Raw genomic sequence first — 12,678 nt, 5'->3', positions numbered from 1 at the left:
CGTCCTATGGATGATCGTCTCAAAGAAACCCTGTCGGCAATGATGGATGACGAGGCAGACGAGCTGTCTGTCCGCCGGCTGCTGTCCCATGCCCGGCAGGATGAGGTCCGTGCCCAATGGCAACGTTGGCAGCAGGTACGCGACCTGATGCATCAGGGAAACCTTTCTGATGATCGGGTAGATGTCAGTGCCGGTGTCAGAGAGGCGCTGGACGGAGGGGCGCCGCCATTGTCGGGCCCGGTTGCCCGGCATCAGGTTGGTGCGGAGCGAAAGTGGCATTGGCCCGCGGTCGCAATGGTAACCCTTGCGTTGGCAGTGGGTTTTGGCGCCGGCGCGGGGTGGGAGTCCGCAGACAGCTCTGACTCAATGGCCAACGCCGGCATTACTGCCGAACAGTCCGAGGGGCGGAATGCCGGTACGGTGGTTGAGCCAATGCAGGAGGTTGCCCTGCAGGGCCTGGATGAAGAGCAATGGGAGCATGTCAGCCGCTACCTTCTTGAGCATGCCCAGCACAACAGTGTCGGGGCCGGGCGTGGTTCGGTTGGTTACGCAAGGCTGGTTAGCGCATCCGGGTCGGGCTACTAGGCCCATGATTTCACCGTGAATAATAGCCGGAGTTGAATAGTTGATTCGCAGAACAGTAACTGGAATCCGGGGGCGGTATTTGAAGCGTGGCAGACAGCTGCTGACGCTGGTGGTTCTTATGGCCGCTTCCCTTATGGGGCAGGCCGTTGCTGATACCGATTCCGAGAATGCAGAGTACTGGCTGGATCGCCTGGGCCCCGCCTTGAATATGACGTCTTACCGCGGTGTGTTTGTTTACGCGCGGGGCGACCAGGTCAGCTCTATGCAGATCGCCCATCGCTATCAGGACGGCGTTGTTGAAGAACGCCTGGTTCCCCAGGACGGTGCCAGCGGTGAAATTGTCCGCAAGGGAATGCGAGTTGTTTGTGTGCTTCCGGATCACGGGCGTATCCAGCTGGATCAGGTCATTCCTTCCGGTCCTTTTGCAGAAGCATTTTCAAGTCAGTTCATGCCGGTCAGTCGCTGGTATCAGCCCCAGCTGGCCGGCGATGATCGCATTGCCGGTTATGATGTGGTGAAGCTTGCCCTGAAGGCCAAAGACGACCTGCGTTACAGTCATCAGCTATGGCTGGAAAAGTCCACTGGCCTGCTGGTTAAAAGCCATGTGCGTTCATCAGATGGCGAGGTTCTAGAACACTTCCAGTTCACCAGTCTGGAAATTACCGACAGTCTTTCAGACAGCGAATTTGTGATCCGTACCAAGGGAGAAGAGGTTGCCAGGAATCTGTCGCCGGAACAGACGGCTTCTCCGGCGCCGCGAATGGACGGCTGGACACTTGAGTGGCAACCTGATGGTTTTATCCCCGCGGCTGCGCCACGTTCCGGAAAAGGGCGGGCTGTGGCTTTTTCAGACGGTTTGGCAGCATTTTCCGTATTTGTTGAGCCTGCCCGCAAAATTGCAATGCCTACGGGGGCGTCGCGCATTGGCGCCACCACCGTATATATGAAACAGCTCGACATTGATGGCGCGGGTTTTTTTGTGACGGTCGTCGGGGAAATTCCTCCCACTACGGCCCGTAAGGTTGCGGAGTCCGTCCGGGTAGACGACACCCTGGCATTCGGAGCAATCGGGCAATGATTACGGAAACAGGCAAAGTGGTGGCGGTCAGTGGTGGCAGAGTCTGGGTGCAGACAGTCCGGACCAGTGCCTGCCAAAGCTGCTCTGCGCGCCATGGCTGTGGTCAGCGGGCATTGGCCAGTGTGTCTGGCGGGCGTGCCAACCAGGTGCTGGTCACCAACAGTCTTGGCGCGAGGGTTGGTGATGAGGTGACAGTCGCCATTGAGGAGTCGGCTCTGCTGGGTGCGTCTCTGCTGGTGTATGCACTGCCTCTGGTTTTGATGGTGATTGGAGCAGTATCGGGACATCAGCTTTCAGGGGGCCACGACGCTGCCGCCATGTTTGGTGCCGCCGCGGGGATGGCAGCGGGTTTTTTGGTGGCCAGACGAGTTGGCTCGGACCCTGCGCGGGACTATGAGCCAAGATTGGTTAACGTCAGGCAGATGCAGACACATTGAAAATACCACTTTTGACCACACAATAATTTGCAAACAATCGCTCATCAGGGGGTCCTGAATGCTCAAAGTAAAGAATGACCGTGAAAAGTCGTTCCCGCTCGGGGGCCGGACTATGTCAACGCTCGGCTTGTATCTGCTTTGCCTGCTGGTGCCTTTGTCGCTGGCGCAATCTGTGTCAGCCAGAAGCTTGCCTGATTTCACCGAACTGGTAGAAGACAACTCTTCTGCGGTGGTCAACATCAGTACCACGACCGAGCCCAGGTCAGGGCGCAATCGCTCCCATGGTCTTCCGTTTGATGAACGCCAACTCGAGCAATTGCCAGACTTTTTTCAGGACTTCTTTCGTGGTCCCCAGTCGCCGTTCGGTGGAAGCCCGGGCGGTTCTGCCCCTCGCCAGTCCATGGGGTCTGGTTTTATTGTCTCCACTGACGGCTATGTATTGACCAACAACCACGTTGTGGAAGGTGCGGATGAGATCATTGTGCGCCTGAACGATCGTCGCGAGTTGCAGGCAAAACTGGTGGGCACTGATCCTCGCTCGGACATGGCGGTGCTGAAGATAGAAAATGGAGACGATTTGCCTGTGGTCCGGGTGGGTAGCTCCCGGGATCTTAAAGTGGGCGAGTGGGTACTGGCCATCGGCTCCCCCTTCGGATTTGATTATACCGTGACAGCCGGTATCGTCAGCGCCCTTGGTCGCTCTCTCCCGTCAGAAAACTACGTTCCGTTTATTCAGACTGATGTTGCTATCAACCCGGGAAATTCCGGTGGGCCGCTGTTTAACCTCGACGGCGAGGTCGTTGGCATCAACTCGCAGATATACACCCGCTCTGGCGGTTTCATGGGGGTCTCGTTCGCCATACCCATTGATGATGCCATGAATGTATTTCGGCAGATCAGGGACAAGGGTTCGGTTTCCAGGGGATGGCTTGGCGTCCTGATTCAGGAAGTGAATCGTGATCTGGCGGAATCTTTCGGACTGAAACGTCCACGTGGCGCTCTGGTTGCGGAGGTCATGTCCGGTTCGCCTGCTGAAAAGGCTGGCCTTAGAGCTGGCGATATCGTACTTGAGTATGAAGGTGAGGACGTGACCCTGTCTTCCGATCTGCCACCCATGGTGGGGCGCACCCCTATCGGTGAAACGGCCTCTTTGAAAGTTATGCGGGAAGGTAAACAGATCAGCCTGGACGTAGAAATCGGTAAGCTGCCGGAAGAAGGTGATGAAAGGGCATCCGCGCCATCCACCAACAATAATGGCCCCTCATCCGCACCACTGGGCATGACGGTTGAGCCATTGCCGGATGACCTCAGGAACTCCCTGGGTATTCCCGGTGGTGTGCTGGTTTCCGACCTGGCACAGGGGCCCGCCCTGAATGCCGGTATCCGGCCCAGGGATGTGATAACCGAGCTCAATCGACGTCCGATCAGCTCCGTTGACGACTTCCGGGAAGCGGTAGCGTCGTTGCCGGAAGGTAGCGCGGTATCGGTTCGCGTCGTGCGCGAGGGAAGGGCGATTTATCTGGTCATGAAACCCTGACAGGAGGGAACAGAGTCCTGCTGGTTGTTGGTTAAACGACAGTCAGCAGGGCTTTTGTTATACTGGGCAAATATTCTGATAACTGGCCACGGATCGGACCTGCCCGAATGATGAATAAAAAGGATCTTCCTCTCCGGAAACTGCTCCAGCCGCGTTACTCGTGGGTGGCATGGCTTTTGTTGGCCGCGTGCCTGGCCGTGACTGTACTGCTTTGGCAGGTGTCTATTCGCCTGGTTGATGATCGCACTGAAGCCCGTTTTAAAACCCAGTCCCTGCAGCTTAAAACCGCTATCGAAGAGCGGCTGTTGAACTATGAACAGGTGTTGGCCGGCAGCGCTGGCCTGTTTGCTGTCGCAGGTGAAGTCACCAGGAGTGACTGGCGGGAATACGTCGACAACGTGGATATCAACCGTTATTACCCGGGGATCCAGGGCATCGGATATGTCCAGAAGATTGGTGTTCGACAGATGGCTGATCATATAGCATCTGTCAGGCGGGACGGGGTTCTCAATTATCTGGTCACCCCACTGGGCACTGGCCCGGACTACTATCCGATGGTGTACCTGGAACCTGGCACCGAGCGAAACCGCAAGGCTCTCGGGTACGATGCGTTCAGTGATCCGGTACACCGACGCGCCATGGTTAGTGCCAGAGACGACGCCGAACCCACGGTAACCGGCAAGGTGGTGCTGGTGCAGGAAGAAGTCGCCGAAGATCAGGCCGGCTTTTTGATGTATTACCCCGTCTATCAGGGTGGCGACGTGCCCGAAAGTCGGGGTGAGCGTCAGATGATGCTGGCGGGCTATGTCTTCAGTGCGTTCAGAATGAATCACCTGCTGGACGGTATCGTTGGCCTGATATCCCCGTTCCTGGATGTGAAGATCTACGATGCCGGTGACATCTCCCGGGACTCGCTGATGTACGGCTCCAATCTTGGCTCCCTGGATGAAGACTTCAGCTTTGAAATGAGCCAGACGATCACCCATGGTGGTCGGGACTGGCTGCTGCAGACCCGTTCCACGCCAGCCTTTGATTTTCTGGCGTCTGACCCGCGTCCCCCTATTGTTCTCAGTTCCGGAATTGTCATCAGTCTGCTGATGTTCCTGTTTGTGCTTACCATGATTCGTGGCCGGATTATGGCGCAGATAAGCGCTGGCCGTTACCGGGCCATCACCGAGGGGGCTGCGAACGTAACCCTGGTACTGGATCGCAAAGGCAACCCCCGATACGCAAGCCCGTCCAGTCGTGACATCCTCGGCTTTGATCCGGAACAGGTTTACCGCCTGGATCTCGACACCCTGGTTCACGGAGAAGACCGGCCTCAATTGAAGGCCGGTTTTGATGAGGCAGTGAACTCGCCGGGCAAACAGATTCCGGTGATCCATGCCCGCATTCGGGATTCGGATGGGCAGTGGCGAGACATGGAGGGCACCTACACGGCCATGCTCAATGTGCCCGGGGTAGATGGTGTAGTGCTCAGTCTGCGGGATCTGACCCAGCTCAAGGCGGCTCAGTCGGAGCTTCACCGCCTGGCGTTCTATGATCCGCTGACGGGTCTGGCCAATCGACAACTGTTCAAGGACCGCCTGAACCATGTTGTTCGCAGAAGCCGCCGCAGCGAGGAACCGGCCGCTCTGATGTTCCTGGATCTGGATGGCTTCAAGCGAATCAACGACACCCTGGGACACGATTGTGGTGATGAGTTACTCAAGCAGGTATCCCAGTGGCTGACCGGCTGTGTGAGGGAAGACGATTCGGTTGCCAGGCTCGGTGGTGACGAGTTTGTTGTGCTGCTGTCACGTATCAGTGGCCCGGACGCCGCTGGAAAGGTGGCCGAGACCATCCTCCGGCGCCTGTGCCAGCGTATTCGCCTGAACGATCATGAAGTGGGCATTACCGTCAGTATCGGTATTACCATGATTCCCCACGACAGCGAGGACCCGGGCACCCTGATGAAATACGCGGACCTGGCGATGTATCGGGCCAAGGAGATGGGGCGGAACACCTATCAGTTCTTCACTCCCGCGATGAACATCAAGGCAGCGCGTCGCCTGTTGCAGCAGGAGGAGCTGGCGACGGCCCTCGATGGCGACCGCTTTGTACTGCATTACCAACCCAAGATTGATCTTGAGAGCGAGCGGGTGATCGGGGTTGAAGCCTTCCTGCGTTGGCATCACCCGGAGAAGGGGCTGGTCAGCGCCCAACAGTTTATTTCCCTCGCCGAGGAAACCGGGCTGATCGTCCGGCTTGGTGAAATGGCATTGCGCCAGGCCTGTATCCAGGTCCAGGCCCTCGAACGTGCCGGATTCGAGTCGTTGAAAATGGCGGTTAATCTGTCTGTGCGTCAGCTCACCGACTCCGGATTTCTGGACATGATGCGCCAGGTGATCACTGAGACAGGCGTGTCTCCGGAGCGCCTGGAGCTGGAGATGCCGGCGGAGCTGCTGAACGAAGATCCGAGGATGCTCAGGGAGCTTCTGGTATCCCTTCACGATATGGGGGTTTGTCTGATCCTGGATGATTTCGGAACGGGTTCATGCTCCCTCGTGGCTCTGCAACAGTTGCCATTGGACGTGATCAAGATTGATCATCGCTTTATCCGGGACATCCCGTACAACGTCAGCGCGACGGACGTGGCTTCGGCCGTTATTGCGCTGGCGCGGAAATTACACCTCACCGTAGTGGCCGAGGGAGTGGAAACGCCGCAGCAGCTCAGCTTTCTTAAAAGCGCTGGATGCGCCCAGTGTCAGGGCAACCTGTTCAGCTACCCGCTGGATGAGGATGCACTCATTGGCTTCCTGATTCAGCAATATGAGCGGCCGCTAACCTCCTGATCATGGCAATGGGGGCCGGTAACCGGTAAAATCACGCCGTTGCCGGACACCGGTGGCGGCCCATCCGGGCTCAATCCTTCGTATTTTTATGAGTATTCATTGTCTGTGACTGAACTGAGCCGAATCCGAAATTTTTCGATCATCGCCCACATTGACCACGGTAAATCCACTCTGGCAGACCGCTTTATTCAGATCTGTGGCGGCCTCACGGAACGTGAAATGGCCGAGCAAGTACTTGATTCCATGGATCTTGAGCGAGAACGCGGCATCACCATCAAGGCCCAGAGTGTGACACTGAATTATCGGGCCCGGGATGGCGAAGAATACAAACTGAACTTTATCGATACACCCGGCCACGTGGACTTTTCCTACGAAGTGTCGCGATCACTGTATGCCTGTGAAGGCGCTCTTCTGGTCGTAGACGCCGGCCAGGGTGTTGAAGCCCAGTCCGTGGCCAACTGTTACACCGCGATCGAACAGGGTCTGGAAGTGGTGCCCGTGCTGAACAAGATGGACCTTCCACAGGCCGAGCCCGAGCGGGTGGCCCAGGAAATCGAGGATATCATCGGTATCGCCGCCACTGAGGCGGTCCGCTGTAGTGCCAAGAGCGGGCTTGGTGTGGAAGACGTTCTGGAAGACCTGATCGCCAAGATTCCGCCACCGAAGGGCGACCGCAGTGCCCCCTTGCAGGCACTGATTATTGATTCGTGGTTCGATAATTACCTGGGCGTTGTTTCCCTTGTGCGAGTGACCGAAGGCACTCTGAAGAAGGGCGACAAGATTGTTATCAAGTCCACCGGCAAGGCCTGGAATGCCGACAAGGTAGGTATTTTCAATCCCAAGCCCAAAGATACAGATATCCTGGAAGCCGGCGATGTCGGCTTTGTCGTAGCCGGCATCAAGGACATCCATGGTGCGCCGGTGGGCGATACCATTGTGCAGCAGAAAGGATCGGAAGATATTCCGATGCTGCCCGGGTTCAAGAAAGTGAAGCCCCAGGTCTATGCCGGCCTGTTCCCGGTCAGCGCGGACGACTACAACGATTTTCGTGACGCGCTGGAAAAGCTGACCCTGAACGATGCCTCGCTGTTTTTCGAGCCGGAAAGTTCGGACGCACTCGGATTTGGTTTCCGTTGTGGCTTTCTGGGTATGCTCCACATGGAAATTATCCAGGAGCGCCTGGAGCGTGAATACGACATTGACCTGATTACCACCGCGCCCACCGTAATTTATGAAGTCGTTACCAAGCAGGGTGAGACGCTGTCGGTAGACAATCCGTCCAGCCTTCCGGATATTGGTTCCATTGAGGAGATGCGGGAGCCAATCGTTGAAGCCAGCATTCTGGTGCCTCAGGAACATCTGGGTAATGTCATCAAGCTCTGTGAAGAAAAGCGCGGCATCCAGAAAAACTTGCACTTCCTGTCAACCCAGGTGCAGGTGACCTATGAGCTGCCGATGGCGGAGGTGGTTCTGGACTTTTTTGACCGGATCAAGTCCGCCAGCCGGGGATTTGCCTCACTTGACTACCATTTTGTGCGCTTTCAGACCGCCAACCTGGTGAGGCTGGACGTACTGATCAACGCTGAGCGTGTGGATGCTCTGGCGCTGATCGTTCACAAGGACCAGGCTCACTACAAGGGCCGTGCCCTGGTCGAAAAAATGAAAGAGCTTATACCGCGGCAGATGTTTGATATTGCCATCCAGGCCGCGATAGGCAACCAGGTGGTGTCCAGAGTAACCGTCAAGGCGCTTCGCAAGAATGTAACCGCAAAGTGCTACGGTGGCGACGTCAGCCGGAAGAAAAAACTGCTGCAGAAGCAGAAAGAAGGTAAAAAACGCATGAAGCAGCTGGGTAATGTTGAGGTGCCTCAGGAAGCGTTCCTTGCCGTACTGAAAGTGGATAACTAAAAGGCACCTGAATGGATATTGATTTTCCCCTGGTTCTGGTAATTCTGACGTTTGCAACGGGGCTGATCTGGCTGTTGGACATACTCTTTCTTCGCAAGCGCCGGCTGACTGGGGCAGAGAAGGCTGACGGCGGAGCGGAGGAAGAGACAAAAGAGCCCTATCTGGTAGATCTCAGCCGCTCTTTCTTCCCGGTGCTGGCGGTTGTGCTCGTTCTGCGCTCGTTTCTGGTAGAGCCGTTCCAGATTCCTTCTGGTTCCATGTTGCCCACCCTGGAGGTAGGGGACTTTATTCTGGTGAACAAATTCGCTTATGGGCTACGGTTGCCTGTGGCAGGTACCAAGATACTGGAAGTGGATGATCCCGAGCGCGGTGACGTCATTGTATTCCGTTATCCGGAAGATGGCAGCACCAATTACATCAAGCGGGTTGTCGGTATGCCCGGTGATCGCGTCCGATATCAGGACCGGGAGCTGTTTATCAACGGTGAAAAAGTGGATAGCCGTTTTGTGGCCAGGCTTCCGCCGGTTGAATTAAAGCGTGAACAACTGGGCGATGTCGAACACGATATTTTCCTGACTCTGGGGCGCACGGGCCGTTCTGGTGAAGGAGAATGGCTGGTGCCTGAAGGCGAGTATTTCGTGATGGGCGACAATCGCGACAACAGTAATGACAGTCGCTACTGGGGCACGGTTCCGGACGAACTGGTTGTGGGCAAGGCGTTTGCGATCTGGATGCACTGGCAATCGCTGACCAGCCTGCCATCCTTTGGTCGTGTGGGCGGCATAGAATAAGTGGGTTGTAATTCAGGGGTGTCTCTATAATGAAGAAAAACAGTCTTTCCTCCATGCACAAGCAGTCTGGTGCCTCGGCACTGGTTATCATGATCATGGTGCTCTTTTTCGGTGGCTTGCTGACCCTGGTCATCAAACTGGGGCCTGCCTATCTTGACGACATCACTATTCAGGAAGCGCTGGAAAGCCTTGAGGGAACCGAGGACCTCTCCACTATGGGACCCGCTCAGGTAAGAAGTCTTATTAACAAGCGGTTGAGCGTTAACAACGTAAGAGGCTTTGACGCCAAAAACATCACCGTTGAGAAAAACGGGGAATTTGTGGTGATCAATGTGGATTATGAAGTTCGCAACAACCTCTTCCGTAACGTGGATACGATTATCCACTTCCAACACGAGTACGAGATGAAGGGCAAGTGAGTTCGCAACCGGATCTGGAACAGCTGCAGCGGCGTATCGGTTATCATTTTAAAGTACCGGAGCGCCTGATGCTGGCGCTTACTCATCGCAGTTATGGCAACCAGAATAATGAGCGCCTGGAGTTTCTGGGCGACTCTATTGTCAACATGGTCATAGCCGAGCATCTTTACCTGCATTTCGAGAAAGCCCGGGAAGGCCAGCTGAGCCGTCTGCGGGCGCGAATGGTCAAAGGTGTGACCCTGGCGGAGATCGGCCGTGAATTCGAACTGGGGAAATACCTTCGCCTGGGCTCGGGGGAGTTGAAAAGCGGTGGGTTCCGCCGCGAATCCATCCTTGCCGATGCGGTGGAATCCATCATTGGCGCTATTTATCTGGACAGCGACTTCCATACCTGCCGCGAGCAGGTTTTACGCTGGTTCGAGCTGCGTCTCAAACAGCTTGATCTACAGGACACCCAGAAAGACCCCAAAACCCGGCTGCAGGAATATCTGCAGTCACGACAGTTTCCGCTGCCGCGCTACGATGTCATATCCGTTGATGGTGAAGCCCACGCCCAGACGTTCCATGTTTCCTGTGCTATGCCATCATTGGACCGGAGAACGACCGGTACCGGTAATAGCCGACGAATTGCCGAGCAGCAGGCCGCCCGTAATGCCCTCAAGCAGCTGGGCGTGGAGAATGATTGATGAATGATGTTACCCGTCCGGAGAATCCGGAAAGCCGTTGTGGTTTCGTAGCGATAGTTGGCCGCCCCAATGTGGGCAAGTCCACACTGCTGAACCATATTCTTGGCCAGAAACTGAGCATTACCTCCCGCAAGCCCCAGACCACGCGCCACCAGGTTCTGGGGATCAAGACCGAAGGCCCGGTACAGGCAATTTACGTGGATACACCGGGTATGCACGAAGAAGAGCCCCGCGCAATCAACCGGTATATGAACAAGGCCGCCACGTCGGCGTTGAAAGATGTTGATGTGGTGGTGTTTGTGGTCGACCAGATGGCCTGGACCACAGCCGACGAAATGGTGCTGGAAAAACTCAGCAGCCTGAAATGCCCGGTGATTCTGGCGGTGAACAAGGTGGACCGGATTGAGAATCGTGAGGCATTGCTGCCCCATCTGGACATGCTGTCACGGAAGCGGGACTTCGCCGAACTGATCCCGCTGTCCGCTCTGAAGGGTATGAACCTGGAGCCACTGGAGGAAGCGGTGGGGCGTTTCCTGCCGCAAAGCGTTCACTTCTATCCCGATGATCAGATTACCGATCGCAGTGAGCGCTTCATGGCCTCGGAGATGGTGCGTGAGAAAATCACCCGCCAACTGGGCGCCGAACTGCCGTATTCCGTGGCGGTTGAGATCGAGGAATTCCGCAAGGATGGCAAGACGCTGCACATTTCCGCGTTGATTCTGGTGGAGCGTGAAGGTCAGAAAAAGATCATGATCGGCGACAAGGGTGAGCGGTTGCGCCGTATTGGCCAGGAAGCCCGGGCCGACATGGAGCGCCTGTTTGACAGCAAAGTCATGCTGAGGCTCTGGGTCAAGGTCAAGCGTGGCTGGGCCGACAGTGAACGGGCACTGAAAAGTCTTGGTATGAACGACTTCTGAGGCGTTTATGACGGGGCCAACACAGCAGGAGCCCGCTTACGTCCTCCACCGCCGGCCGTGGCGAGAAACCAGCCTGATGGTAGATATTTTTTCCCTTAACGCGGGCCGGATTACTGTTATCGCCCGTGGTGGCAACAGTGCCAAAAGTCCTCTGAAAGCACAGCTTCAACCCTTCCAGCCGCTGCTGCTGGATTGGACTGGACGCAGTGACCTGAAGACCCTCACACAGGCGGAAGTGCGTGCCGGGCCAGCGCTCAAGCGCACACTGTCACTTTACAGCGGGCTCTACGTGAACGAGTTGCTGCAACGACTGTTGCCGCTGGCCGATCCCCACCCTCATCTCTTCGCATCCTATATCGACGTGATTGCCAAGCTATCGGAAGCCAGTGATGTGGAGCCGGTTCTCCGGCGGTTTGAGCAGTCCTTTGCTGCAGAGCTGGGTTACGACTTTGCCTGGGATCTGGCAACCGACACCGGGCACGCCGTCGAGGCCAGTGAGTATTATTGTTATGATCCGGCGCAAGGGATTGTGGCCATGCCTTCGGCAGATGTCAGGCTTCAGAATCTTTCCGGCGCCACATTGCTGGCACTTGCCTCCGGAGATCTGGAGTCTACTGAATGCCGGCGTACTGCCAAGCGTGTTACCCGCGTGTTGGTGGATTATCTTCTGCAGGGCCGGCCACTCAACAGCCGCAGCCTGTTCAGTCATCATCGAGGAGATCGCAATGAACCCTAGCCCAACGAATCCCAGAGTGCTGCTGGGCGTCAATATTGACCATGTTGCAACGCTGCGGCAGGCCAGGGGTACTCGCTACCCTGATCCGGTTCAGGCGGCGATCCTGGCGGAGGAGGCCGGGGCTGATGGTATTACTATTCATCCGCGGGAAGACCGCCGACACATTCAGGACCGTGATGTACTTTTACTGAAGGAAATCCTGACCACCAAAATGAACCTGGAAATGGCGGTTACTGACGCCATGTTGGCATTCGCAGAACAGGTGCGCCCCGAGTGCGTGTGTCTGGTGCCGGAAAAGCGGGAAGAGCTGACAACAGAAGGCGGTCTCGATGTAGACGGTCAGGAAGCCCGTGTTGCCAAGGCTTGTGAACGGTTGGGCAGGCTCGGAATTGAAGTCTCCCTTTTTATCGATCCTGATATTGCCCAGATAGATGCGGCTGTCAGGTGCGGCGCGCCGGTGGTAGAACTCCACACCGGTGAATATGCAGAAGCCGGTACACCGGATGCTGAAAATGCCGCTTTTGATACTCTGGTGACCGCCGTTGAACATGCCCGGAAAAAGGGCCTTGTTGTGAATGCAGGGCATGGTCTGCACTATCACAATACCGAGCGGGTGGCGGCCATTGGTGGAATCAATGAACTCAATATTGGTCATGCGATCATCGCGAGGGCCGTCTTCACCGGCCTTAAAGAGGCGGTCAGGGATATGAAGGCCATCCTGGCAAGCGCCCGGGGCTGAGCTAGCAAAGG

Annotated in this window: 12 protein-coding genes; all 12 read left to right on the top strand. The window is 56.3% G+C overall.

Translation table 11 applies throughout. From position 1 onward, the window contains the following. The first annotated feature begins 6 nt into the window (after nucleotides 1-6). The 12 genes from M8010_RS09940 to pdxJ all read left to right on the top strand — a co-directional run bounded on the left by M8010_RS09940 (nucleotide 7) and on the right by pdxJ (nucleotide 12,667). Complete coding sequence (locus M8010_RS09940) at nucleotides 7-585, top strand: sigma-E factor negative regulatory protein (RefSeq protein ID WP_250090838.1); 579 nt, start codon at nucleotides 7-9, stop codon at nucleotides 583-585. Between the two features lie 79 nt (nucleotides 586-664). Continuing rightward, a complete protein-coding gene (locus M8010_RS09935) occupies nucleotides 665-1,663 on the top strand; it encodes a MucB/RseB C-terminal domain-containing protein (protein WP_502846211.1) in 999 nt (332 codons plus the stop codon). Further along, nucleotides 1,660-2,100: a SoxR reducing system RseC family protein gene (locus tag M8010_RS09930; protein WP_250090836.1), complete on the top strand. Its 441-nt coding sequence runs from the start codon at nucleotides 1,660-1,662 to the stop codon at nucleotides 2,098-2,100. Before M8010_RS09935 ends, M8010_RS09930 begins: the two co-directional genes overlap by 4 nt. A 112-nt stretch (nucleotides 2,101-2,212) precedes the next feature. Further along, complete coding sequence (locus M8010_RS09925; protein WP_250091159.1) at nucleotides 2,213-3,637, top strand: DegQ family serine endoprotease; 1,425 nt, start codon at nucleotides 2,213-2,215, stop codon at nucleotides 3,635-3,637. A gap of 107 nt (nucleotides 3,638-3,744) precedes the next feature. After that, nucleotides 3,745-6,471, top strand: a complete 2,727-nt coding sequence (locus M8010_RS09920; RefSeq protein ID WP_250090834.1) for a bifunctional diguanylate cyclase/phosphodiesterase — start codon at nucleotides 3,745-3,747, stop codon at nucleotides 6,469-6,471. A gap of 105 nt (nucleotides 6,472-6,576) precedes the next feature. After that, nucleotides 6,577-8,379 (top strand): translation elongation factor 4, encoded by a 1,803-nt coding sequence (lepA, locus tag M8010_RS09915; RefSeq protein WP_250090832.1) that lies wholly within the window; start codon nucleotides 6,577-6,579, stop codon nucleotides 8,377-8,379. Between the two features lie 11 nt (nucleotides 8,380-8,390). Beyond that, complete coding sequence (lepB, locus tag M8010_RS09910) at nucleotides 8,391-9,170, top strand: signal peptidase I (RefSeq protein WP_250090829.1); 780 nt, start codon at nucleotides 8,391-8,393, stop codon at nucleotides 9,168-9,170. A 29-nt stretch (nucleotides 9,171-9,199) separates the two neighbouring features. Further along, entirely contained in the window at nucleotides 9,200-9,589 is a 390-nt protein-coding gene (locus tag M8010_RS09905) for a DUF4845 domain-containing protein (RefSeq protein ID WP_250090827.1), read from the top strand. Next, nucleotides 9,586-10,275 (top strand): ribonuclease III, encoded by a 690-nt coding sequence (gene rnc, locus M8010_RS09900; RefSeq protein ID WP_250090825.1) that lies wholly within the window; start codon nucleotides 9,586-9,588, stop codon nucleotides 10,273-10,275. The genes M8010_RS09905 and rnc overlap by 4 nt, the downstream gene beginning before the upstream one ends. Continuing rightward, the gene (gene era / locus M8010_RS09895) at nucleotides 10,275-11,192 is read left to right on the top strand and encodes a GTPase Era (protein ID WP_250090824.1); all 918 of its coding nucleotides are present in this window, start codon (nucleotides 10,275-10,277) and stop codon (nucleotides 11,190-11,192) included. The genes rnc and era overlap by 1 nt, the downstream gene beginning before the upstream one ends. 7 nt (nucleotides 11,193-11,199) lie before the next feature. Next, nucleotides 11,200-11,928, top strand: coding sequence for a DNA repair protein RecO (gene recO / locus M8010_RS09890; RefSeq protein ID WP_250090822.1), 729 nt, complete (start codon nucleotides 11,200-11,202; stop codon nucleotides 11,926-11,928). Then, nucleotides 11,918-12,667, top strand: a complete 750-nt coding sequence (gene pdxJ, locus M8010_RS09885; RefSeq protein WP_250090820.1) for a pyridoxine 5'-phosphate synthase — start codon at nucleotides 11,918-11,920, stop codon at nucleotides 12,665-12,667. Before recO ends, pdxJ begins: the two co-directional genes overlap by 11 nt. Nucleotides 12,668-12,678: the final 11 nt, after the last annotated feature.

The organism is Marinobacter sp. ATCH36 (assembly GCF_023555055.1).
In the GTDB taxonomy this organism is placed as follows: Bacteria; Pseudomonadota; Gammaproteobacteria; order Pseudomonadales; family Oleiphilaceae; genus Marinobacter.
The sequence above is the reverse complement of the archived record's forward strand: the minus strand, read 5'-3'. Positions and strand labels throughout refer to the sequence as shown.